Annotated in this window: 24 protein-coding genes and 2 pseudogenes; 15 read left to right on the top strand and 11 right to left on the bottom strand. The window is 65.6% G+C overall.

The annotated features are described in order from the left end of the window. Window positions 1-211: 211 nt before the first annotated feature. The 9 genes and pseudogenes from ACE37J_RS16515 to ACE37J_RS16475 form a co-directional block, all read left to right on the top strand. The gene (locus ACE37J_RS16515) at window positions 212-1,231 is read left to right on the top strand and encodes an ABC transporter permease (protein WP_409712894.1); all 1,020 of its coding nucleotides are present in this window, start codon (window positions 212-214) and stop codon (window positions 1,229-1,231) included. Between the two features lie 7 nt (window positions 1,232-1,238). Further along, window positions 1,239-2,090 carry an ABC transporter permease gene (locus ACE37J_RS16510; protein ID WP_409712892.1) on the top strand — a complete coding sequence of 284 codons (852 nt, stop codon included), beginning with the start codon at window positions 1,239-1,241 and terminating at the stop codon, window positions 2,088-2,090. Further along, a complete protein-coding gene (locus ACE37J_RS16505) occupies window positions 2,087-3,058 on the top strand; it encodes an ABC transporter ATP-binding protein (RefSeq protein WP_409712890.1) in 972 nt (323 codons plus the stop codon). The genes ACE37J_RS16510 and ACE37J_RS16505 overlap by 4 nt, the downstream gene beginning before the upstream one ends. Beyond that, window positions 3,055-4,056, top strand: a complete 1,002-nt coding sequence (locus ACE37J_RS16500; protein WP_409712888.1) for an ABC transporter ATP-binding protein — start codon at window positions 3,055-3,057, stop codon at window positions 4,054-4,056. The genes ACE37J_RS16505 and ACE37J_RS16500 overlap by 4 nt, the downstream gene beginning before the upstream one ends. Beyond that, complete coding sequence (locus tag ACE37J_RS16495; protein WP_409712886.1) at window positions 4,049-5,512, top strand: amidase; 1,464 nt, start codon at window positions 4,049-4,051, stop codon at window positions 5,510-5,512. Before ACE37J_RS16500 ends, ACE37J_RS16495 begins: the two co-directional genes overlap by 8 nt. A gap of 47 nt (window positions 5,513-5,559) precedes the next feature. Continuing rightward, window positions 5,560-7,179 carry an ABC transporter substrate-binding protein gene (locus tag ACE37J_RS16490; protein ID WP_409712884.1) on the top strand — a complete coding sequence of 540 codons (1,620 nt, stop codon included), beginning with the start codon at window positions 5,560-5,562 and terminating at the stop codon, window positions 7,177-7,179. Window positions 7,180-7,242: 63 nt separating this feature from the next. After that, window positions 7,243-8,418, top strand: a complete 1,176-nt coding sequence (locus ACE37J_RS16485) for an amidase (RefSeq protein ID WP_409712882.1) — start codon at window positions 7,243-7,245, stop codon at window positions 8,416-8,418. Between the two features lie 144 nt (window positions 8,419-8,562). Then, the gene (locus ACE37J_RS16480) at window positions 8,563-9,045 is read left to right on the top strand and encodes a GlcG/HbpS family heme-binding protein (RefSeq protein ID WP_409712880.1); all 483 of its coding nucleotides are present in this window, start codon (window positions 8,563-8,565) and stop codon (window positions 9,043-9,045) included. Window positions 9,046-9,220: 175 nt separating this feature from the next. Beyond that, window positions 9,221-9,746, top strand: a pseudogene (locus tag ACE37J_RS16475) (transposase); the annotation flags it as partial. Window positions 9,747-10,076: 330 nt separating this feature from the next. Here the strand turns inward: ACE37J_RS16475 and ACE37J_RS16470 are convergent. After that, window positions 10,077-10,991, bottom strand: a complete 915-nt coding sequence (locus ACE37J_RS16470; RefSeq protein ID WP_409712878.1) for an NAD(P)-dependent alcohol dehydrogenase — start codon at window positions 10,989-10,991, stop codon at window positions 10,077-10,079. Window positions 10,992-11,098: 107 nt separating this feature from the next. On the opposite strand from ACE37J_RS16470, the pseudogene ACE37J_RS16465 reads away from it, so the two are divergent. After that, window positions 11,099-12,227, top strand: a pseudogene (locus ACE37J_RS16465) (IS3 family transposase). Here ACE37J_RS16465 and ACE37J_RS16460 read toward each other — a convergent pair. From ACE37J_RS16460 to ACE37J_RS16425, 8 genes are all read right to left on the bottom strand, one after another. After that, entirely contained in the window at window positions 12,224-12,565 is a 342-nt protein-coding gene (locus ACE37J_RS16460) for a hypothetical protein (RefSeq protein ID WP_409712876.1), read from the bottom strand. The pseudogene ACE37J_RS16465 and the gene ACE37J_RS16460 sit on opposite strands and share 4 nt — an antisense overlap. 53 nt (window positions 12,566-12,618) lie before the next feature. Continuing rightward, the gene (locus tag ACE37J_RS16455; protein WP_409712874.1) at window positions 12,619-13,128 is read right to left on the bottom strand and encodes a DUF1772 domain-containing protein; all 510 of its coding nucleotides are present in this window, start codon (window positions 13,126-13,128) and stop codon (window positions 12,619-12,621) included. Window positions 13,129-13,193: 65 nt separating this feature from the next. Next, complete coding sequence (locus ACE37J_RS16450) at window positions 13,194-14,021, bottom strand: NmrA family NAD(P)-binding protein (RefSeq protein WP_409712872.1); 828 nt, start codon at window positions 14,019-14,021, stop codon at window positions 13,194-13,196. A gap of 106 nt (window positions 14,022-14,127) precedes the next feature. Then, window positions 14,128-15,099 carry an AraC family transcriptional regulator gene (locus ACE37J_RS16445; protein WP_409712870.1) on the bottom strand — a complete coding sequence of 324 codons (972 nt, stop codon included), beginning with the start codon at window positions 15,097-15,099 and terminating at the stop codon, window positions 14,128-14,130. Window positions 15,100-15,320: 221 nt separating this feature from the next. Next, a complete protein-coding gene (locus ACE37J_RS16440; RefSeq protein WP_409712868.1) occupies window positions 15,321-15,749 on the bottom strand; it encodes an ABA4-like family protein in 429 nt (142 codons plus the stop codon). Next, on the bottom strand, window positions 15,739-16,203 hold the full coding sequence (locus ACE37J_RS16435) for a glyoxalase superfamily protein (protein ID WP_409712866.1): 465 nt from the start codon (window positions 16,201-16,203) through the stop codon (window positions 15,739-15,741). The genes ACE37J_RS16440 and ACE37J_RS16435 overlap by 11 nt, the downstream gene beginning before the upstream one ends. Next, on the bottom strand, window positions 16,200-17,588 hold the full coding sequence (locus ACE37J_RS16430) for an MATE family efflux transporter (protein ID WP_409712864.1): 1,389 nt from the start codon (window positions 17,586-17,588) through the stop codon (window positions 16,200-16,202). Before ACE37J_RS16430 ends, ACE37J_RS16435 begins: the two co-directional genes overlap by 4 nt. A 182-nt stretch (window positions 17,589-17,770) precedes the next feature. Next, window positions 17,771-18,685, bottom strand: coding sequence for a LysR family transcriptional regulator (locus tag ACE37J_RS16425; protein ID WP_409712862.1), 915 nt, complete (start codon window positions 18,683-18,685; stop codon window positions 17,771-17,773). Between the two features lie 149 nt (window positions 18,686-18,834). Here ACE37J_RS16425 and ACE37J_RS16420 point away from each other — a divergent pair, with 149 nt between their 5' ends. The 5 genes from ACE37J_RS16420 (at window position 18,835) to ACE37J_RS16400 (ending at window position 21,896) form a co-directional block, all read left to right on the top strand. After that, window positions 18,835-19,455: a class I SAM-dependent methyltransferase gene (locus tag ACE37J_RS16420; RefSeq protein WP_409712860.1), complete on the top strand. Its 621-nt coding sequence runs from the start codon at window positions 18,835-18,837 to the stop codon at window positions 19,453-19,455. Window positions 19,456-19,489: 34 nt separating this feature from the next. Then, the gene (locus ACE37J_RS16415) at window positions 19,490-20,158 is read left to right on the top strand and encodes a DUF2306 domain-containing protein (protein WP_409712858.1); all 669 of its coding nucleotides are present in this window, start codon (window positions 19,490-19,492) and stop codon (window positions 20,156-20,158) included. Window positions 20,159-20,202: 44 nt separating this feature from the next. Further along, window positions 20,203-20,607 (top strand): DUF6326 family protein, encoded by a 405-nt coding sequence (locus ACE37J_RS16410; RefSeq protein ID WP_409712856.1) that lies wholly within the window; start codon window positions 20,203-20,205, stop codon window positions 20,605-20,607. Beyond that, on the top strand, window positions 20,607-21,290 hold the full coding sequence (locus ACE37J_RS16405; protein WP_409712854.1) for a hypothetical protein: 684 nt from the start codon (window positions 20,607-20,609) through the stop codon (window positions 21,288-21,290). Before ACE37J_RS16410 ends, ACE37J_RS16405 begins: the two co-directional genes overlap by 1 nt. 81 nt (window positions 21,291-21,371) lie before the next feature. Continuing rightward, on the top strand, window positions 21,372-21,896 hold the full coding sequence (locus ACE37J_RS16400; RefSeq protein ID WP_409712852.1) for an AAA family ATPase: 525 nt from the start codon (window positions 21,372-21,374) through the stop codon (window positions 21,894-21,896). A gap of 489 nt (window positions 21,897-22,385) precedes the next feature. On the opposite strand, the gene ACE37J_RS16395 is transcribed toward ACE37J_RS16400, so the two are convergent. Continuing rightward, window positions 22,386-22,643: a hypothetical protein gene (locus tag ACE37J_RS16395; protein ID WP_409712850.1), complete on the bottom strand. Its 258-nt coding sequence runs from the start codon at window positions 22,641-22,643 to the stop codon at window positions 22,386-22,388. Next, a complete protein-coding gene (locus ACE37J_RS16390; RefSeq protein ID WP_409712928.1) occupies window positions 22,640-23,314 on the bottom strand; it encodes a YcbK family protein in 675 nt (224 codons plus the stop codon). The genes ACE37J_RS16395 and ACE37J_RS16390 overlap by 4 nt, the downstream gene beginning before the upstream one ends. Window positions 23,315-23,396: the final 82 nt, after the last annotated feature.

The following is a 23,396-nucleotide window of genomic DNA, read 5'->3' as shown; positions in this document are numbered from 1 at the left end:
AGCAGACGACAGACGTACGTGATTTAAAATAAAACGACATGAATATTAATCACATTCCGCGCTTGGCGCCTCCCCAAGGTGCAAAGCGGCGCAGTCTTGGTGCGCCGCAGCGAAAATCGCTTCGCCGGGCGCCTTTGCCGCCCATCCTCGCGTCCAGGGCGCCTCAATCGTCGACGCCCGCGGACGGAGTCCTTGAGGAGCCGATAGCACGATGATTGCAGGCCTGATCCTTCGTCGCGTGGCCGCAGCCTTGCCCGGGCTCGTCGGCGTCCTGATCGCGACGTTCATCCTTTCCCGCGCCCTGCCGGGGGACCCCGCCGTGTTCTTCGCCGGCCCGGCTGCGAACGCCGAATCCGTGCAGCAGCTTCGGGAGACGCTCGGACTGGACAAGAGCTGGCCGGAGCAGCTGTGGATCTATGTGGCGGACATCGCAAGCGGCAGCCTCGGGACGTCACTCACCTCAGGTCAGCCGGTGCTTCAGGACCTGATCCAGCGGCTCCCGGCGTCGCTCGAACTGACGTTCGTCGCCCTTTTGCTCGCAGTTGCGGTCGCCGTGCCGCTCGGGGTCATCGCGGCGCTGCGGCCGAATTCGCTGATAGACCATCTGTGCCGCGTGCTTGTGACTGTCGGCGCAGCGTTTCCGACCTTCTTTGTCGGGCTGCTGATGGTCTATGTCTTCTACTTCCTGCTCGACTGGGCGCCGCAGCCGCTCGGACGGCTGGACGAGATCTATTTCATCGCCCCTGAGCGCGTCACCGGGTTCTACCTTGTCGACACACTGGTTTCCGGCGACGTAGAGGCTTTCCGCGGCGCGCTCTCGCAACTGGTGATGCCTGCGGTCACGCTCGGTCTCTTCGCGCTCGCGCCGATCGCGCGGATGACCCGCGCTGCCATGCTCACCGCCCTCGGAACAGACTTCATCCGGACCGCGAGAGCCTATGGGCTCACGCGCTACACGGTCATCTTCACCTATGCATTTCGGAACGCGCTCCTCTCCATCGCGAACGTGATGGGCATGGTCTTCTCGTTCCTTCTCGGCTCCAACGTGCTGGTGGAGCAGGTATTCGGCTGGCCCGGCGTCGGCTCGTACGGCGTCTCGGCGGTGATCGCCTCGGATTACGCGGCGGTTCAGGGCTTCGTGCTACTGATGGCCGTTCTCTACATCCTGCTCAACCTCGCGGTCGACATCCTGTCCGGGCTGATCGACCCGCGCGCCCGGATGGAGGGGTGACGCGGCCATGAGCGGCGCAACCCTCGCGCGCGACCTGCGCTACGCCTTCGGCTCGAACCCCCTGACGGCTGCGGCCGCCGGGCTCTTCGCGCTGCTTCTTCTCTGCGCCGTCTTCGGCCCGGCGCTCGCGCCCTATGACCCGCTGGCGACAAACGCGGACATGCGGATGATCCCGCCCTCCCTCGCGCATCCTTTCGGGACGGACCATCTCGGCCGCGACATCTTCAGCCGGGTGATCGTCGCCGCGCGGCTCGACCTCGGAATGGCGCTCACTGCCGTCGTCGCGTCGCTGCTGATCGGCACTGCACTGGGCGCCGCGGCCGGCTATCTCGGCGGCTGGGTCGATCTGGTGATCGGCCGGTTCTTCGACACCATCATGGCGTTTCCGCTCTTCGTGCTCGCCATGAGCATCGTCGCCGCCCTCGGCAACAGCGTCGTCAACATCATCATCGCCACAATCGTCATCAACCTGCCGTTCTACGGGCGGTTCGCGCGCGCCGAGGTGAGCGTTCTGCGCAACTCCGCCTATGTCGAGGCTGCGCGGATGGGCGGAAACGGCGCCGTTCGCATCCTCTGGGCGCATATCGTTCCGAACATATTGCCGCCGATGATGGTGCAGGCCTCGCTCAACATGGGCTGGGCGATCCTCAACGCAGCCGGCCTCTCCTTCATCGGGCTCGGCGTCCGGCCGCCGGACGCGGAATGGGGGATCATGGTCTCGGAAGGCGCGGCCTACATCTTCTCCGGCGAGTGGTGGACCTTCTTCTTTCCCGGAATGGCGCTCGTCCTGGCGGTCTTCTGCTTCAACCTGCTGGGCGACGGCCTCAGGGACCTTATCGATCCGCGGAGGCGGACTTGAGCGCCGCGCGACTCTTGGAGGTGGACGGGCTCACGCTCGACTTCCGAACCCGGCAGGGCGCCGTCAAGGCGCTCGAGGACGTGAGCTTCTCCGTCGCGAAGGGGGAGATCGTGGGCGTCGTCGGGGAGAGCGGCTCAGGCAAGTCGGTCACCGCCTTCGCCGTGATGGGGCTCCTTGACGAGACGGCGGTGATCCGTTCGGGCTCCGTCTCGCTCTCCGGAATAGACCTGATGAAGGACGGGCGCAGCGCGCTCGGCGCGCTGCGCGGCCGTGAGATGTCGATGATCTTCCAGAGCCCGCGGACGGCTCTCAATCCGATCCGAAAGGTCGGCGTGCAGATCGCGGATGTGCTCGTCCGGCACGGTCCGGTGACGCGAGGCGACGCGAAAGAGCGCGCGATCGAGGCGCTCCGGCGCGTCCGCATCCCGGACCCGGAACGCCGCTACGACGCTTATCCGTTCGAGCTTTCCGGGGGGATGTGCCAGCGCGTGATGATCGCCATGGCGCTTGCCTGCAAGCCGATGCTGCTGATCGCGGACGAGCCGACGACCGGGCTGGACGTCACCACGCAAGCGGTCGTGATGGACCTTATTGCGGAGATCGTCGCGGAGACGCGGATGGGCGCCGTGCTCATCACCCACGACCTCGGCCTCGCCGGCGAGTATTGCGACAGGGTCGTCGTGATGCATGCAGGTCATGTCGTCGAGACGGGGCCCGCCCGGGCGCTCCTGGGCGGAGCCGCGCATTCCTACACACGACAACTCGTCGCGGCCACGCCGGCCTCGGCAGGGTCCATCGAGGGGCTCGCGTCGATCCCGGGCGCCTTGCCGGACCTCCGGCGCTCCGATTTGCCATTTTGCCGTTTCGAGGGGCGGTGTGCGCTCCGGGAGCCGGTTTGCGGTGAAAGGCCCTTGCCTCTCGCCGATGTCGGCGACGGGCATACGGTTCGTTGCTGGAGGCCGACGTGACGGCTCTGCTCGAGGCGAGCGGGCTGGCCAGGCGCTTCGTCGTCGGAACCGGCCGCAAGCGCGGACTGCTTCACGCAGTGGATGGCGTGGACCTCGAGATCGGACGGGGCGAGAGCGTCGGGCTCGTCGGAGAGTCGGGCTGCGGAAAGTCCACTCTCGCCCGCGTCCTCGGCCGGCTGATCGAGCCGACGGAGGGCGAGATCCGGTTCGGCGGCGTCGATATCGGCGCGATCCCGCTTCGCCGCTTCGTCCGTGCGCCGGAGCGGGCCAGGATCCAGATGGTGTTCCAGGACCCGACGGAGAGCCTCAACCCCCATTTCAAGGTCTTCGACGCCGTTGCAGATCCCGTCCGCCGGCTCTCGGGGCTCAGGACCGCGAAGGATGTCGAGGCGCGCGTTCGCCGCGCGCTCGATCATGTCGGCCTGCCGGACGAGCTAGTCGGGCGCTATCCGCATCAGCTTTCCGGCGGCCAGAAAGCGCGCGTCGGCATCGCCCGCGCGATCGCGGTGGAGCCGGAACTCCTGATCCTCGACGAGCCGACCTCGGCGCTCGACGTCTCGGTGCAGGCCGTGATCCTGCGGCTCCTGGCCGACCTTCGGGACCGGCTCAACATGAGCTATCTCTTCGTCTCGCACGATCTCAACGTCGTGCGCCTGCTCTGCGAGCGGGTTGTGGTCATGTATCTCGGAAAGGTCGTGGAGACCGGACCTTCGGCCGAGGTCTTCGCCCGCCCGCAGCATCCCTACACGCGCTCGCTCCTCGCCGCGATCCCGGACCCGACGCGGCGCGGCCCGCCGCCCGCGCGCCTTGCAGGGAGCCCGACATCTCCGATCGACCCTGACCCGAACCGCTGCCGGTTCGAGAACCGCTGCCACATGGCCGCGCCGCTCTGCGCGGAACGGCAGCCCGCGCTCGCCCTTGTCGGGACGGACCACCGGGCCGCCTGCCATTTTGCTGGGCCTGCGCCCTCCCAAGAGAAGGAAAGAGAGCATGTCTGACTCGGACAACGCAATCGCACGGCTTTCCGCCGGCGAGATCGCGGCGAAGGTGAAGTCGAAGGCGATTTCCGCCGCGGATGTGACGGAGGCGGCGCTGCGCCGGATGGAGGCTCTTGAGCCGCATATCCACGCCTTCTCCGTGCCGACTCCGGAGGTCGCCCGCGCCGCCGCCGCCGCTGTCGACGCGAAGGTCGCGGCGGGGGAGGATCCGGGCCCGCTCGCGGGCGCGCCCATCGGGATAAAGGACCTCGTCGCGACGAAGGGAATCGTCACCGCGATGGGCTCGAAGCTCTACGAGGGCTGGGCGCCGGAGGAGGACGACATCGTCGTGGAGCGGCTGAAGGCCGCCGGCGCCGTCATTCTCGGCAAGACCAATGTGCCGGAGTTCGGCTATTCCGGCGTCGGCCACAACCCGCTCGGCATGACCACGCGCAACCCGTGGAACCTCGCCCTCACGCCGGGGGGCTCCTCCGCCGGCTCGGGGGCCTCTGTGGCGAGCGGCGTCTCCCCCTTCGCTATCGGGTCGGACGGCGGCGGGTCGATCCGCATCCCCTCCGCCCATTCCGGCCTCTACGGCATGAAGGCCTCGATGGGCCGCGTCCCGCTCTATCCCGGCTGCCGGGACGAGCGATACCCTGGCGTGTCGAGCTGGGAATCGCTCGAGCATATCGGACCGATGAGCCGTACGGTCGCGGATTCCGCCCTGATGCTCAGCGTCATCGCCGCCGGCCCCGACATGCGGGACCGCTACTCGATCCCCGGCCCGGAATTCGACTGGAACGAAGCCGCGAAGCCGGGCTCTCTGAAGGGCCTCCGCGTCGCCTATTCCTCCGACTGGGGCTATGCGCCGGTCGACCCGGAGGTGCGGCGCGTCGTCGGCGAGGCCGTGAAGGCCTTCGAGCAGGACCTTGGCTGCCATGTCGAGGAGGCGCATCCGGGCTGGGAAGATCCCGGCCCGCATTTCTGGACGCTGGTCGCCGCCGAATCCGACCTCACGGGGATGCGCAAGATGATCGCGGGCCGGGAGGCGGACGTCTCCCCGCATCTCGTGGCGCTCATCCAGAAGGAATGGACCGGAGCGGAGTTCACAGACGCCAAGACGGTTCGCAAGGCCGTCGTCAACAAGATGTGGCGTTTCATGCAGAACTACGACGTCCTGCTGACGCCGACGCTCGCCGTCCCCCCGTTCCCGGTCCACATGCAGGGGCCGGAGATGATCGAGGGGCGGATGGTGGACAGCGGGCGCTGGCTCTCCTTCACCTTCCCGCTGAACCTGACCGGCCAGCCCGCCGCCTCGATCCCCGCAGGGTTCACGAAGGACGGGTTGCCGGTCGGCCTCCAGATCATCGGCCGGCACCTCGACGACGCGATGGTGCTCCGCGTCTCCGCCGCGTTCGAAGCCGCGCGGCCCTGGGCGAATGTCTGGCCGCCGCTTGTCCGCGACCTTGGGCTCTAGAACGACCCGCAACCAAGAAACGACACTCCGACAGAAAGGTCTCCCGCATGATTGAACTCGATCGCCGCGCCGCCCTCGGCCTCTTCGGGGGCGTCGCCTCCGCCGCCGCTTTCGGATGGCGCCCAGCCTTCGCCGCCACGCCGAAGGATACGCTCGTCCTCGTCAACGAGATGGGGCCGAACTCGCTCGACACGATGCTCCCCTCCGCCAACGATCAGGCCCGGATGGTGGCGTGGAGCGTCTATGACCGGCTCGTGAGCCACGGCGTCAAGACGATGCCCAACGGCGCCCTCGGCTACGACTCGACCGTCTTCACGCCCGAGCTCGCAGAAAGCTGGGAGGTGCTGGACGGCGGCAAGACGATGATCTTCAACCTCAGGAAGGACGCGACCTTCCATGACGGCGCCCCCGTCACCGCGGAGGATGTGCGCTGGTCCTTCGAGCGGGCGATCGCTGCGGGCGGCTTTCCGGCGATCCAGATGGCCGCCGGCTCCCTTGAATTCGCGGAGCAGTTCTCCGTCATCGACGACCACACCTTCAAGATAACCTTCGAAAAGCCCAACAAGCTCAGCCTCCCCGATCTCGCCGTGCCGGTGCCCTGCATCGTGAACAAGGCGCTGGTGATGCAGCATGCGACCGCGGCGGACCCATGGGGCCTCGAATGGAGCCAGCGGAACGACGCCGGCGGCGGCGCCTTCTCCGTCGCGAGCTGGAAGCCGGGAGACCAGCTCGTGCTCTCCCGCTTCGATGACTGGAAATCCGGCGAGCTGCCGCAGATGAAGCGCGTCGTCTTCCGCCAGATCGCCTCGCCCGGCACCCGCCGCGCGCTGCTTGAGAAGGGCGACGTGGACATCTCCGTCGGCCTTCCGCCGAAGGACTACGCGGAAATGGCCGCGGCCGGCGAGATCAAGGTCATCGGCACGCCGGTTCAGGGCGATCTGCTCTTCATGGACATGAACGTGCAGATGGCGCCCTTCGACAACCTCAAGGTCCGGCAGGCGATCGCCTACGCCATTCCCTACGAGGAGATCATGTCGAGCGCACTCTATCAGCGCGGCCTGCCCATGTTCGGCGCGCCGGCGGGGACCACGGACTTCCCGCCGACCTGGCCCACGCCCTCGCCCTTCTCCACAGATCTCGAAAAGGCGAAGGCGCTGCTGACGGAGGCGGGCTTCCCCGAAGGGTTCGAGACGACCCTGTCCTTCGACCTCAGCCAGGCGACGACGCGGGAGCCCATCGCGCTCCTCGTTCAGGAATCCCTCGCCAAGATCGGCGTGAAGCTGACCATAGAGAAGGTGCCTGGCGCCAACTGGTTCGCCAACATGGCTTCGAAGACCATGCCGTTCGTCATCGCCGAGTTCTATCCGTGGCTCGACTATCCGGAATACCATTTCTTCTGGACCTATCACGGAGGCAACAACTCGGTGTTCAACACCTGCAATTACGTGAACCCCGCGCTCGACGAGTTGATCGAGACGGCCCGGTTCGCGACGGACGACGCGGTCTACAAGGAGACGCTGAGCAAGATGGTGGCCATCGTGATGGCCGACATTCCCCGCATCCCGCTTGCGCAGCTCTTCGGCGACGTCGCGATGCAGCAGAACGTGGAGAACTACGTCTACTGGTTCCACCAGCACATCGACTATCGGACGATCCGGAAGTCGTAACGCGTTTGCGAACGGCGCCCGCTGCGCGGTGCGGGCGCCGCATTCCTGTTCGGGAAGCATGAGATGAGAGACGAGTTCGGCGCCTTCGTCACCGGCCCACCCTGTGCGCTTCAGCCCACGGCGCCGGGTTTGCTCTCCGGGTTGAGCTTCGCCGCGAAGGACCTTTTCGACATAGCCGGTCATGTGACCGGCTCCGGCAACCCGGACTGGGCGCGCACCCATCCGCCCGCAAGGCGCCATGCCGCAGCGGTGGAGGTTCTGCTCGGGGCCGGCGCCGTTCTGGCCGGCAAGACGGTGACCGATGAGATCTCGCTCGGACTTCTCGGCCGCAACCGGTTCGATGGAACGCCGCTCAACCCGCGCGCGCCGCGCCGCGTGCCCGGCGGCTCCTCCAGCGGTTCGGCCAGCGCCGTGGCGGGCGGGCTGGTCGATCTGGCGCTCGGCACGGATTCGGGCGGCTCGGTCCGGACGCCGGCGTCGTTCTGCGGCCTCTACGGCATTCGCCCCACCCACGGGCGGGTGAGCGTCGAAGGCATGGCGACGCAATCCCCGAGCTTCGACACCTGCGGCTGGTTCGCCCGTGACGCAGAGACCTTCGCGAAGGCCGGGGAGGCGCTGCTCGGCGCGCCGGCGGAAGGGGCGCCGTTCCGCCGGCTCGTCATCGCGGAGGACTGCTTCGCCCTCGCCGACTCGGAGGTGCAAACGGCTCTCGCCGGTCCGGTCGAGGCGCTCGGTCGCCATTTCCGCACGAGCGAAAGCAAGCCGCTTGCGGAAGGCTCGATTCTCGAATGGTCCGCCGCGCAGCGCCCGCTTCAGGCCGCCGAGTTCCACGCCACGTTCCGGCCCTGGATAGAGCGATGCGTGCCGCGTTTTTCCATCGAGGTCGGGCGAAGCCTCAGCCTCGCGGCGATGATCGAGGAAAGCGCGCTTGTCGAGCCGCGCGCATTCCGGCTCGCCGCGAAGGCGAGGATGGCGTCGCTCATCGGCGGTGACGCCGTCCTTTGCCTGCCGACGAGCCCGATCCTCCCGCCCTTCCGCGACGAGCCGTTCTCCGCCATGACGCGCGCAGTGGACCGTATCATCGAACTCACCGCCATAGCGGGTCTCACCGGCTCTCCGCAGATCAGCATCCCGATGGCGGCGGATCAGGGCGTTCCCGTCGGCCTTTCGCTGATCGGGCCGGCGGGTTCCGACGAACGGCTTCTCGCCCTGGCGAGGGGTCTGGCGGAGCCGGGTTGAACGATTGCCTAGCGTCTTATCCGCAGACGCCTTGCGCGAGACGGCGAGCGTTGTGCCGGAGGGATCCGGCCCCCGAAACATCGAGAAAACGAACCTGCCAGCCGCCCCTGTGGCACAGTTGCGCTTGGTCGACATGGAGAGAAGATGCCCCGCTTCGTCAATGATACCAGGATTCTCGCTCTCGCCGGCGCGCAGGCGGTGCTTCGGGCCGCAATTTCCGAGGCTGAGCGAATTGGCGCGCCGATGTGCGTCAGCGTGGTCGATGCGGGCGGAAACCTGCTCGCCTTTGCAAGGATGGACGGCTCGAAAGCGCTCTCGGTGATCTCCTCGCGAACCAAGGCCGAGACCGCGGCGCTCTCGGGCGAGCCGACCGGCGGCGCCAATGCAGACGTCGAGCTTCAGATATCTCTCGCTTCTGCAGGTCGATGGACGAACCTGATCGGCGGATTGCCCATCATTATCGAAGGACATCTCATCGGCGCAGTTGCGGCCGGGTCCGGAACCGGGCCCCAGGATCTCGCGGTGGCCCGAGCGGGCGCCGCCGCCATCGAAGGGGCGGAGATGTTCGAGGGCTTCGTCTTCAGAGGCGCGGAGGATACCGGCTTCGCTCGCAACGACCCGAGATGAGCCCCCGGCGCCGAGGCCGCGATGAGAGCGCTGAAGGGGCGCCCCTCGCATCGGAGCCTCGGAACAACGCGATCACCCGGTCTCAGAGCGGAAGCTGTCGCCGCGCCGAGAGAGGTGGCTCGGGAAATCTGAACGGGAGTTCTGAGTGGTGAAGCCGCTCGAGATCGGCAAGAAGATTGCCGAGAAGCGAGGAGCGACCACTACGAACGGACCATGCCGGAACCACAGCCCGGCCTTCAAGGCGAAGGTGGCGATTGCGGCCATCAAGGGGGAGAAGACGCTGGTGGAGCTGGCGCAGCAGTTCGATGTGCATGCGAACCAGATCACACAATGGCGCGGGCAGCTTCTGGAGGGTGCGACGGCGGTCTTCGGTGATGGCGCAAGGCCGACGCGGCTCCGGCGGTCGACGTGAAGGTCCTGCATGCGAAGCTCGGCGAGCTGACGCTGGCCGACGATTTTTTAGAGGGCGCGCTCGGCAAGGCCGGACTGCCGGCGAGCGCAAGACGATGATCGACAGGTCCCATGGACTGCCGCTGAGCGGGCAAGCGAAGGCGCTCGGAATCAGCCGGGGCAGCGTCTGCTATCTGGCCCGCCTGGCCTCGGAGGCCGACCTGGCGCTGATGCGGCGCATAGACGAATTGCACCTCGATCATCCGTTCGCCGGCAGCCGGATGCTGCGGGACATGCTGAAGGCGGAAGGCCCTCCCGCATAACCCTCGTTTATAACGGAAAAATCCGGCCTCAGCCGGATCGGTAGAACGCTTTCGCGGGGGCAAGTGGCGGAGGGGATGGGCCTGATATCCAACCTTCTCTGGCATCTAAGGCATTGTTATTATTTACTTTGTATATGGTTCGAATGGTCAAGTGGTCCAAACGCGACTGACAGCGAAACGCGGTCATGACAGCTTCATGCACAGCACCACTGACCCGTCCTCCGCTACGACTTCGAGAACCCCGCCAACAAACTGTCGGCGGGGGGGGCGATCTCGAGCAGGTGGATCTGAAGCTCGGACCGAAAGCGCCAAGCCAGGTCAGGCAGCCGAAGACGCCGGCTGAGCCTCGGACGGGCGCATGTCCAGCGCGATAACGCCCCGGCGTCGGCGCGTTTCCACCGCTTCATGGGCGCGCGCGATCTCGGCCAGTGGAAAGCTCCGTTCGATCACCGGGGCCAGCTTGCCTGCCTCAGCCATCTCTGCGAGGCGGGCAAGCTGCGCGGCATCCGGCTCGGAGATACCGAAGCGCACGACATGGCCGTAGCGCCGCCACGGGACCAGCATCTGCCGCCCCTCGCGCCAGCCGCCCTCGTTCGTGAGATAGCGCCCGCCGCGCCGCAGGAGCCCGCGCGCCCGACCGAAATCCAGGTGCCCGATCGTGTCGAACACCGCGTCGAACCTGGCACCCGCTTCGGTGACATCCTGACGAGTGTAGTCGATCACCTCTTCCGTGCCGAGACCGCGCACGAAGTCGGCGTTCCCGGGCGAGGTCAGCGCGGTGACATGCGCGCCGAGCGACTTCGCGACCTGGATGCCGGCATGGCCGACCGCGCCCGAGGCGCTGGTGATCAACACCCGCTCGCCGGCCCGGACTCGGCCCAGATCGCGGAGGAAGTGATCGGCGGTGGCGGCACCGAAGGGGAGCGCGGCGGCCTGCGCATGGGTCAGGCTCATGGGCTTGGCGGCGATGGCGGCGGTCTCGGGCACGGCGATGTATTCCGCGTGACCGCCCCGGTTCAGCGCGCCGAAGACCGGCTCGCCGACCGCAAACCGCGTCGCACCGTCGCCGGTGGCGACCAGGGTGCCCGAGAAGGTCACGCCGGGCACGACACGGCGGGGGCGGAAAAGGCCCGTCGCCAGCCGCCCGACAAGGCGTAGGCCCTTCGGATAGGCGGCGCCGCGAAGTCGCCAGTCGCCCGTGGTGACGGCGGAGGCATGAATGCGCACCAGCATTCGCCAGAGGCGGGGCGCGGAACCGGCATGGTTTCGAGCGCGATTAGAGCTGTCGCGGTTTGGTTCCGGTCACTTGAGAGCGATACTTGCCATCAGGGAGACTGGATGTGGCAGACAGACATAGCGACGAGTTCAAACGTGATGCGGTTCGGATCGCGCTTACCAGCGGCCTGACGCGGCGCCAGGTGGCGTCGGATCTCGGGATCGGCCTTTCGACGATCAACAAGTGGGTGAAGGCGTTTTCGGATGAAGCTTCGCCGACCGGGCCAGATCGGGATTTGCTGCGTGAGAACGAGCGGCTTCGGCGAGAGAACCGAATTTTGCGGGAGGAGAGGGAAGTCCTAAAAAAGGCGACAGTTTTCTTCGCAGGCCAAAAGCTATGAGGTTCGCGTTCATCGATGAATATCGTGGCGCGCTGCCACAGGCACATCTGTGCCGAATGCTGGGCGTGACGGATCGCGGTCTGGCGCCTGGCGCCGGCGCCCGCCGTCGCAGCGGCAGCGCACCGACATGGTGCTGCTGGCCCATGTCCGTGAGCAGCACCGTGCCAGCTTGGGCAGCTACGGCCGACCACGGATGACCGAGGAGCTGAAAGAACTCGGTTTCAACGTCGGCCACCGCCGGGTGGGTAGTCTGATGCGCCAGAACGACATCCGCGTGGTGCGGACACGGAGATACAAGGTCACAACCGACAGCGATCACAGCCTCAACATCGCGCCCAACCTGCTGAACCGCAACTTCCACGCAGACGCACCGAACCAGAAGTGGGCTGGTGATATCAGCTACATATGGACCCGGGAGGGCTGGATTTATCTCGCGGTTATTTTGGATCTGCACTCCCGCCGCGTGATCGGTTGGGCGACCAGCAATCGGCTGAAGAAGGATCTGGCGATCCGGGCGCTGAACATGGCGATCGCCCTGCGACGCCCGCCCAAGGGCTGCATCCAACACACGGATCGCGGCAGCCAATACTGCGCCCACGATTATCAGAAGATCCTGCGTCGGCACGGCTTCAGGGTATCGATGAGTGGCAAAGGGAATTGCTACGATAATTCCGTGGTGTAAACGTTCTTCAAGCCTCTGAAGGCCGAGCTGATCTGGCGGCGATCCTGGTCGACACGCCGCGACGTCGAAGTCGCCCTCTTTCAATACATCAACGGCTTCTACAATCCGCGACGGCGACACTCAGCCCTCGGCTGGAAAAGCCCCTTGGCCTTCGAACGAAAGGCCGCCTAAACGAGTACCGTGACCGGAACCAAACCGCGACAGGTCCAATCCTGCGAGATGCGCCAGATGCCTATGTGCGGGATCCCTGCGATCTCGTAGCTGTAGGTCCAGAGGCGCTTGAGGAAGCGTCCCTGCTTGTAGACGGCCAGCAGCGTGTCGGATACCCGGATGAGCCAATAGACCAGGATGATGAGCAGTCGAAAGAGACCGACGCTCGTCAGGAAGGTGATGAACCAGCGCAGCCCCGGGCCGATCTGCTCCGTCGCGCTCAAGAGGCTGTTGATGGCGATGATGTAGGTGATCGTCGCCAGCAGAATCGCGATGTTGACCTTTTCGAGCGTGTTCATGGGAGGGCCTCCTGCGGCGGACGTGTCGGGAGCACGGGGATCCTTGGCGGCGGTCAGGCGGGCTGCGACTGGCTCTGGGTCATCCACAGCAGCCCGAACAGCAGGAGCGCGGCCGAAAGCGCGGCCGCGGCCGTGCGGACGGAGTTCCAGAAGGTCCAGCGCGGCACGTAGATCTGCAGCCAGTAGTCCCGCGTGGCCTCGGAGCTCAGTTCCATTCCGGCCAACGCCTGGTTCATCGGCACGTTGAAGGCGACCGTGACGCCAAAGACGCCAACGAGATAGACGAGCGCCGCGGCGCCGATCAGCGTACCCGCCGGGCCGTTGAGCTGGGCCCAAGCATAGCCCGCGATCAGGATCGAAACCGCAGCCATGCCGAGGAACAAGGCCATGAATACCCAGCGAAAGACCTCGCGGTTGATGACCTGCATGGCCTCGACGCCGCCCACGCCGCCGGTGAGCGCAAGAGAGCGCATGATGAAGTCCGAAAAGGCGAGAAAGACGCCCGCGACCAGCGCATAGGCGAGGATCGAGAACTGCAGGAGAACGAAGAACGTAGTGGACATGGCGCTTCCTTTCGAGCGTGGGAGTGAGCGCGCGGGAACGGACGGCCCCCGCGCGCTCACGGCGATCAGGCGGCGCTGGACCAGACGCCCGTGCGAGCCGCACCTGCGGCGAACTCGGCGAAGTCACGCGGCGCACGGCCCAGGGCCCGCATTACCCCATCGGTGGTATGGGCATTCCGCCCGTCGAGCGTTTCCCGCGCGATGGCGGCAAATACATCCGCGATGAAGCTGCCGACTGAGGCGGCGACATTCGCGTGGAAATCGTCGAAGCTGATAGGGATGTACCGGATCGGTCGGCCCGTGGCGTGGCCGAGCACGTCCGCCATCTCGGCGAAGGTCATCAGTCGCGGCCCCGTGACCTCGTAGAGGTTGCCCCGGTGACCGTCCTCCGTCAGCGCGGCGACGGCGACGTCGGCGATGTCCTCGATGTCGATGATCGGCTCGCGGATATCGCCGCCCGGCATCGGTAGCACGCCGCCGAGGATCGGGTCGCGCAGATAGCCTTCGGAGAAGTTCTGTGCGAACCAAGCGGCGCGGACGAGGGTGAAGTCGACGCCGGAGGCGCGCACGACCTTTTCACCCAGCCGTGCGTGATGCTCGCCCCGGCCCGAGAGCAGGACGAGATGCGGGACGCCGACATCCTTGGCCGTCTCAACGAACGATTCGAGCTTCTCGACCGCCCCGGGGAATGCGAGATCGGGGAAGTAGGTGACGTATGCGGCGCGCACACCGGTAAGTGCGGGCGCCCAGGTCTCCGGCGCCTCCCAATCGAATGGAGTGGCGGAACTGCGCGAGCCGCGGCGCACGGGAAGCCCCTTGGTCTCCAGCTTGCTGGCGACGCGGCTGCCGGTCTTGCCGGTGGCACCGATGACGAGGATGGGTTTCGTTTGCACGGGTATTGCTCCTTGGCTTCAAGTTATGGCCAAGGGGTATCAGCAGGGGCGCGGCGCGGTATTGACCGGCCTTGCCACGGTTTTGACCGCCGTCGCCAAAGCGACGTCAACGGCTCATGCGAGCCTTGCGGTAACTCGCCGGCGTCGTGCCCACCCAGCGTTTGAAAGCCCGGGTGAACGAGCTCTGCTCGGAGAACCCTGTCAGGAAAGCGATCTCGGCAAGGGAATGGCTTTCCTCTCGCAAGAGTCCCTCGGCCAGGTCGCGGCGTGTGTCCTCGGTAAGGGTGTGGAAGCTCATTCCGTGTTCCGACAGACGCCGATGAAAGGAGCGCGCGCTCAGGCCAAGGTCGCGTGCAATATCCGCCATCTTGGGCGCACCCTCGCTGAGCGCCTGCGCGATTGCGTCCTTCGCGTGGGCGACCAGCGGGGCCTCATCGCCCATCTGCGCCAGCTCGGCGTCCAGATGCGAGACCAGGTAACGCGAAATTCCCTCGTCGCCGAGGATGTTCGGCTGCGCCAGCGTCTCTCGCGAGAACAGGATCGCATCCAGATCCGCGGCGAACCTGACGGGACAGCCGAAGTAGTCGGCGTGAGAGGCGGTGGACTTCGGAGCCGGATGCCGAACCAGCACCTCCAGGGGCGCGACAGGCACCGGGCTGACCTGCCTTGCTATCGTAACAGCGCTCGCCAGCGTCGCCTCGTTCGACAGCCGAAGGCCCAGCCGCCGTTCGCCGGACCTGTGCAGGATAAAGAGCGTGCCTCGCGGATCGGGGCGCAGCTCGTACTCCACGACGCTGGTCCAGAGCCGGGCATAGCGTTCGACCCGCGCATACGAGCCACCAAGAGTCGTCGCCGCCTTGAAAGCCAATCCCAGCGCGCCGTATTCGTCGAGCCGCATGGACGCACCGACGCGCACCGGCAGATCGGTCACGTCGGTCTGCGAGGCGATGCGCTCCAGCATATCGTAATAGCTCTCGGCAGGCAGCATTGCCTTCGGATCCCAAGGCCCTTCCGCACTGAGGCCGACCGAGGCGAGCATAGCGGCGGCATCGACTTGAGAGCCAGCTGCGGCGACCATCTTTCGCGCGAATAATGAAGTAACGTAGCCCACGATCGAAACTCTACGCGGAATGGGCGCGAGGTCCAAACAAGCCGATCGCTGCCAAGATGGCGGCAAGGCCTTTCCATCAGCCGGGGAAGCTTGGAGGCGACCCCCTGTTTCACCAAGCGTTGTTGCTGGCAGACTTCAGAAATGCACTGCGAAGTTGAGGGGGTGACGGTCAGGCTTGGCGACGGGTGTCATGGATGACGGGCGACCGCCAAGCCGTGACCGGCCCGGACCAGTTGGAACAGCAGGAACCCCGCCGGTCCGAACAGGAAGGTGACCGGCAGGCACGGCGCTACCGACCAGAAGGGCAGACCCTCCTGCCGCCCGCGCCGGCAGATCCACGCGCCGATCAGGAGGTCGAAGGCGAGGAAATGGATCCACCCCGCGATGAGCGCATCGGCGTGTGAGAAGAGCTCCCTCACGTCGGCGAAGCTGCCGAACCCGCCACTCGGGGCAGGAAAGACGAACAGGATTACGACATAGCCAGCCGAGAGGATGCCTGGAACGGCAAGACCCGCGATCCGTTCCGACCAGACCGGAATAACGGGCGACAGCACAAGCGTGACCCAGCCGGCCATCGCCAACATCCCCGCGAGCGAGAAAATCAACTCATGGTTCATGGGATGTCCTTTCGGAACCAGAATGCGCGAGATCCAGCGCGACATGCGGTGTGCCATCCGAGGTCCGCTCCTTGGAATGTCCCTCGGGACCGACCTCGACCCGGATCCGCTTGCGCAGATTCGAGAAGCTGTCGAAGCGGACCACGTCGACGGCCGCTTCCAAGTCGAGCACCAGCCGGAACCAGCCGGGCCGAAACTCGTCGGTGGCCAGCACCGTTGCGGCGAAGGGCTGCGACAGGTAGCGCCCGGTCACCCGCCCGCCGACCTCCCAGCCTTGCGGCGGCCGGGCGCGCAACGCGGCGTGAAACGCGTTCCAGTCGCGGTAGCCGTGCCGCTGCGCGACCCGCTCCAGCGCCTGCGCGTGGCTGATCGCCTCGCCCTGTTCGGCAAGGGTGGCACGCAGGTGTTTTGCTTCCTGCTTCGCCTCCGAGATCGTCGGCAAGTCGCGTGTCATGCCCGCACCTCCCGAACCGTTGTGAAGAGACCCCAGCGCAGGGACTGCGCCCGTGCGACCTGTGCCAGAACGAGGGCCGTCAGCCCGACCAGCAGAACCTCCGCGACCGGCGCCGCCAGCCAGATGCCCTTCTCGCCGACCGACCCGGCCAGCGCGAAGGTCAGCGGCATCACGAAGAGATAGGGCTTGGACAGCCCGAGGATGGCCGCGCGGGCCGCATCGCCTATCGCTTGGAAATGCATGGCGATCATCATCAGCGGCCCGGCGGCGAAGAAGCCCGCCGAGATCACCGGCAGGATGCGCGCGACCTCTCCGATGACGACCAGGTCCGATACGAAGGCCGCACCGATCGGTTCCGCGAAGACCGTCATGACGACTTGGAGCGCCAGGCAATAGCCGAAGGCCGCGAAGACGCCCGTCCGAAGGCTCGCGTCGCTGCGGTGGAACGCCCCTGCGCCGTAGTTGTTGCCCGTGATCGTCTGCATCGCATGGGCGAGGCCAAGAAGCGGCAGGAAGGCGAAGGTGATCAGCCGCGTGACGATCCCGTAGGCCGAGACGGTCGCGTCGTAGTCCGGCGCCTCGACCCATTGGAGGGCCGCGATAATCGCCCCCGACCCGAGCGCAAGCCCAAGGAAGTTGAGGCTTTGCGGCGCTCCGAGAGCGAGGATGCCCCGCCATCCCAACAGCGGCGAATGGTGCCAGAGCGCGGACGGGCGCAAACCCGTTTCGCCGAAGACGCGGAAGCCCAGGATGATGGCGAGCGCGAGGGCCTGTGCCAGCGCAGTGCCGTAGGCCGAGCCTGCCACGCCCATGTCCAGAAGACCGATCAGCACGTAGTTGAACGCAATGTTGCTGAGTGAGACCAGAAGGCTCATCGCAGCCATGAACATGACCAGCCCTTCGTTCCGCAGGGCGTCGGAATTGACCGACAGCACGAAGATCAGGGGCGAGGCGAAGACCATGATGCGCAGGTAAGTGAGCCCCATCGCGGCGAGGTCTTCGGACCCGCCGGCGGCGAGGAGCGCGACCGGCTTCCCGAAGGCCAGGAAGAGCGCGATCAGGACGAGGCCGACAAAAACGGCGAGCCCGTGCGCGGCGGAATACGTGATGCGCGCCTCGAGCACCCGCGAGGCGCCGAGCTGCCGGGCGAGGATGCTCGACATGCCCGACGACACCAACGTCGCCAGCGCGACGATCAGCATGTAGAGCGGAAACATGAGCGTGACGGCGGCCAGTGCTTGCGGTCCCGCGAAATGCCCGAGGAACAGGGCATCGACTACGGCGAGCGCGCCGTTCATGCCCATGACGAAGATGATGGGGAGCGCGGTTCGCGCGTAGATCGGGCCCAAGGGCCCGGTGAGAAATGAATTGGTCTGGGACGACATGACCCCGTTTTCCTTCCGGCTCAGGTCGCGCAAGGACTGGACGGGGCCCGCATTACCATCCGCGCGACAAGTGCCGAGGATGACGAAGATCGTGTCTGTTACAGAACTTCACCGTGACGAAAGTCGGCGGGCGGCAGGCGTCTGTTACCTGAGCGCCATCTAGAGGAGCCGACGCACTCTTGTCAAGCGGAACGGCTTTTACGCCCCACGCGCTCGGCAAGCCCACGCGCTAGCAGATCGAAGACCACCCTGATGCGGCGGCTGGTCTGCAATTCCCGGTGCGTGACAAGCCAGATCGGGAACTCCGGCGACGGGAAATCGGAAAACACCCTCTCTAAACCCGGCTCTGCATCGCCGAGCGCTTCGGGCTGCATCGAGACGCCGTAGCCCGCCTTTACCAACTCCCACGCAACGACCCCGCTTGCGCTCGACATCACGAAGCTCTCCGGTCGGACGGGAATACCCATATTGTGAAGTGGCGCCATAAGACGCTCGGGGTCTGCGTTTCCGACGAAATCGTAATCGGCGATGTCGCGCAGCGCGCGCGGTCGTCCTGCGCGGTCTAGATACTCCGATGCGGCAAAGAGATTTGCGCGGAAATCACCCAGATGCCGTGCGATCAGATCGGGACGCTCCGGTCTGACATGCCGGACCGCAATGTCGGCATCCCGCTCTGTCAGGTTTTCCAGCTCGCTAGAGGCGAGGATGCGGATCCGAATGCCCGGAGCCGTCTCCCGCAATGGCTTGAGAACGCGCGGCAGGACAGCGGCGGAAAGAAGGTCGGTTCCTGTGATCGTGACCTCGCCCGTGACGTCCTGGGACTTCCCGTCGGCCACCATTGATATCAGGGTCGCCGCCTCACCCATCGCGCGAACATGGTCGAGAAGATCACGACCCGCCTCGGTGAGGGTGAGCCCCCGGACGCTACGTTCAACGAGGGTCACGCCCAGTGCCTCCTCGAGGGCGCCGATCTGCCTTCCGATGGTCGGCTGCGTCGTCTTCAGGACACGCGCTGCACCGCTGAACGAGCCCTCTTCGGCCGTCGCGAGGAAGGCGCGCACCTGGTTCCAGTCAAAGGAGATGGCCTGCCAGTTCATATATCGGCGTATAGCAGATGGACGAATTTCGACAATCGACCAATTGCGTGCGCATGGCGATACAGCTCGCGACACCGAAAAGCGGCCGACAGACGATTTCGGCTCGTCATCCCGCGCCCCCGAAAACACAAGCTTGGACGGATCGACCAATGGCCACTCAACTCTTTTGGGACCGTATCGCGCCCAAATATGCACGCAAACCCGTGGACGATCCCGACGCCTACGAAGAGAAACTCGCGCTTGCCGCGTCGCTACTGCAGCGCGGTGACCGCGTGCTCGAGATCGGGTGCGGGACTGGGACAACCGCCCTGCGCCTCGCCTCCAGCGTGAGTCACTACACCGGGACCGACGGCTCGCGTGCCATGATTGGTATCGCCGACGCCAAGCTCGGCCCAAGGGCACCGGCAAACGTCACATTCCATCATGCCGACGCCGGCGAACTGGTCGCCGGGGCGCCGTTCGACGCGGTCTGCGCCTTTAGCCTGCTGCACCTTGTCGAGGACATCCCAGAAGTTCTGACAGCCGCGCACGCGCAGCTGAAGCCGGGCGGTCTGTTCCTGTCCAAGACGGTGTGCACGAAGGCGGTGGCCTGGTCGATCCGCCTCCTTGTCCCCATGCTGACCGCGCTCCGCATCGCACCGCATGTGACGCCGCTGAGCGAGGCGGAGCTCGTGCGGTTTCTCGAAGCGACAGGCTTCACGGTCGAGCGCACGGTGCATCTGGGTCGGAAACGGATGAGCCCAATCATCATCGCGCGCAAGGCCGGATGAAGCAGTCCAAGCCGCTCTCCAGAAAGACCGAAGCATGAATTTCATCAGCCGTCGCGAATGGGCCTTGCTTGCCCTCGTTTTAATGTACTCCTTCATCCCGGCCGTGTTCGGACTGCTCCGGATTCCCGAACTTCTTGGCGGTCCCATCATCATACCGCCGAACCCGCGTGCGGTGATCGATCCCGTGCCGATTGTCCTGCATATCCTCGGCAGTTCGGTGTTCTGCCTGATGGGAGCCGTACAGTTCCTGCCGAGCCTGCGGCGCCACCGCCCGGCAATGCACCGGACCCTCGGGCGGGTCGTGGCGGCCGCGGGATGCGTCAGCGCACTCACCGGGCTCTGGATGACCGTGTCCTACGCGTTTCCGGATGCCCTGCAGGGACCACTGCTCTACGGGGCGCGGGTCATCCTCACCCTCGCCATGGTCACCTTCATTGCTTGGGCCGTCATCGCCATACGATCGCGAAAGCTCGCTGCGCACCGCGCTGCGATGCTGCGCGCCTATGCGATCGGCCAGGGGGCCTCGACACAGACCGCGCTCTTTCTGATCGTCATGATCTTCATGAAGACCGAGCCGCTCGGCTTCGCCCGCGACCTCCTGATGGTTGGCGCGTGGGCCATCAACCTTGCGGTCGCGGAACTCCTCATCCAGCGCATCTTCGCTACGCGCGCATTTCCCGCCGCGATCTCGCATGGGTCGTGAAGTCTAGGCCAAAGCCCCTCTAACTCCAAAAAGAAGAAACCGAAATGCGAAAGATCGATCCCCATACCCTCCTGTCCGCACTTTGGCTGTTCATCCTGCTCAACGTGATCTTCCGGGATTTTCATCAGCTCGGCATGGCCTGGTATCTGGAATCCCTGCTGACCGGCTACCAGAACGGCGTGGAGATCACCGACGAAATCATGCTGATGGCCGGCATTCTCGTACAGGTGCCGATTGGCATGGTGCTTCTGTCGCATGTGCTTGCACGAAAATGGCTACGCCGCGCGACCTTTCTCGCAGTCCCGATAACGGCTGCGGGGATGATGCTGGCGCCACCGACGGACATGGACGATGTGCTCCATCTGGTCATCGAGCTGCTTGCCATACTCGTGATCCTGTCGGTCGCGTGGCGATGGCCCGACGACCAAGCGACACCGGCACGGGCATGATGAAGTCTGATCCCGAACGCGAAGCTCCCGCAGTGCCTGCGGGCCTCCGCCGGCGGCGACGCTGGCCCATGGGTCCCATCGTCCTGCTCGTCGCGCTGGCCGCGATGGTGGCGACAAGGCTCGACTTGTCGCCCATGCTCGCGGCACTATTGGATCAGGCAGCGAATTCGCGCAGCGCGATCTGGGCGCTCCTGTTGCTCTACACCGTTCTGCTCGTCATGCCCTTCGTGCCGGGTGCGGAGATCGGCCTTGCGCTCTTGCTCGTCTTCGGCGCTGCCATGGCATGGCCAGTCTATGCCGCAACGGTGCTGGCGCTGTCGATCGCCTTTGCGGTCGGGCGGCTTGCATCACGATCTCGAAGCCCCGCGTCCTTTGGGAACGTGCCGCTGGCCTCGGATGCGGTCACTTCGCTCTTGGAAGGACTACGGGATCGCCCGTGGATCCACGGATTGATGCGTTTTCGGTGGCTTGCCCTCGCCCTGTTGATCAACATGCCGGGCAATACCGTGATCGGCGGCGGCGGCGGCATCGCGATGGCGGTCGGATACAGTCGGACGTTCACCTACCCGGCGTTTCTCGCCTGCGCGGCTGTCGCCGTGGCGCCGGTGCCGACCCTCGTCTTGCTGGCCGAAGTCACGGGGTTCGGGGAGCGACTGAGTCAATGGTTACGACACTTCGTTTGAGCGCCAGTGCAACTCGGGTTGCGCGCAGGGATTGCGAAGGCTCTTTGCGCCGAAGGTACAGGATTAGAGGAGACGACATCGATGCCCAGCGGAAGCCCTGAAATGCACATCCTTTGCGGCAAGATCGCTTCGGGGAAGTCGACGCTGGCGGCCCGGTTGAGCGCGAAGCCGGACACCGTCCTCATCACTGAGGACGCATGGCTCGACGCCCTGTTCGGGGAAGAGCTGCAGACCCGCGAGGACTACGTCTCATGCTCACGCCGGATCAAGGCCGCCTTGCAACCGCACATCGCGGCACTCCTCCGGGCGGGCGTGTCGGTAGTTCTCGATTTCCCGGCGAACACACCAGGGCAGCGTCGCTGGTTCAAAGAAATCGTCGAGACTACCGGGGTAGCACACACGCTGCATTTCTTGGACGTGTCGGACGCGGTTTGCCTGGCAAGGCTGCGCCAGCGCAATACCACCGGGGAACATCCATTCACGGTGACCGACGACATGTTCCATGAATTCACGAGTTACTTCACCGCTCCCTCAGCGGAAGAAGGGTTCACGGTCATTCGACATCACGAGGCGGGCGATGACACGCCTGAGGACTCGCGACGTTGAGGAACACCGCCAACAAGCCAAACCGGGAAACTCAATCGATCATTTGTGCGAAGATTTGTTCGACAGAATATTGAGGCCTGCGCGCGGACATCAGAGAACGCCAACTTGAAGACTGAGATCGCGCTCTTTCGTTTGTCGGAGATCGCGCATCCGTTTCTTGACTTTCCTGCTGCCACTTTCCCGAAAGAGCATTGGTGCGCTCCAAATCTCGGTGCTCGGCTGGTCGGCGAGATCGAGTTCGATGGGGCCAAGTTCCATAAGTTCCGGCTCGAGACTGATAGCGCTGACTTGCGTACGTCAGAGCCACGCGCTCACTCGGGGGCTTAGTCTAACCAAAAAGTTCGCGCTTGCTCCCGCATCACCGCGTAGTCCGCCAGCATCTCCGCGATCGCCGAGCCCTCTGGCACCAGAGCCAGTTCGTCGGCGGCCCGCGCCTGGAACTCCAGGCTGTACTCGACGATAGGAGGGCAGGCCCCGCGTTCGCCGACGTCAGAACTGACCGTCGCGCAGCCGCTGAGCCAGATCGTCGCGAGAGCGAGGGCGACGCGCCGCCGCCTCGAGCATCCGTCTTTGGGCGTCATGGGATTTCTCCATGGTCTCGAGCTGCTCGGCCAGCCGCCCGGCGCGCTCGCCAGAGCGGCGCAGGGCCAGCAGGAACATAAGGATCGTGAGGGCGGTGAGGCCGTAGCGGAGCACCGCGCGCGCCCACGCCGATCCGGCGATTCCGGTGAGGAGCTCGCCGATCATCGCGGCCTCCGGCGCCAGTCATCGAGCCGAGCGTAGATCGTGACCGCGATCCCGCCGAGCGCCACCACGATGAACACCCAACGGAGCGTGTCGAGATACGGCACGAGCGGCAGGATGGCGGTCTGGGTCTCGGCCAGGACGCTCTGTGCCACGTCGACCCCGGCCGCGCCCAGCGTGGCGACACCGGCCGCGCCACCACCCTTCATTGTGCGGCTGTCAGCCAGCACCTCGCGCGCGGGCGGCGTCTCGGCTGCAAATGCGGTCGCCCGGACTGGGAACCGCTCGCCCCATTCACGGGCGGGCCCGAGATCGACATGGATGAAGCCCGAGCGGGGATAGAAGCCGAAGCCGGTGAAGCCGGCGATCCGCGCCGCCTTCTCGAACGCCTCGGGATCATGGTTCGCCATGGAGATGTCGAAAGCGATCCCGAGGAGATGCTGAGACCGCGCCGCGCCGCCGACGGCGCGGTTGTGGGCGGGGCTGCGATAAGCCGAGCGGATGATGAGGGGCTTGCCGAGCGCGTCTCGGAGGGCCTGAAGCCGGTCAAGCGCGACGGCGTCGATCAGGATGGCGCCGATCCCGCGGCAGGCGATCTCGGCGGAATAGAAGTTGGACCAGCGCCAGGTTCCGGCGGGGAAGTCGCATTCAGAGCGATCACGGCGAGCCCCTATAATCTCTTCCGATCATGCGCTTATCGAGTTGATAAGCCGCCACCTGCGAGCGAACGTCGCTCTTGAGACGCGATGCAACTCA

The sequence above is a fragment of the Pikeienuella sp. genome (genome assembly GCF_046290545.1).
GTDB lineage: Bacteria > Pseudomonadota > Alphaproteobacteria > Rhodobacterales > Rhodobacteraceae > Pikeienuella.
The sequence above is the reverse complement of the archived record's forward strand: the minus strand, read 5'-3'. Positions and strand labels throughout refer to the sequence as shown.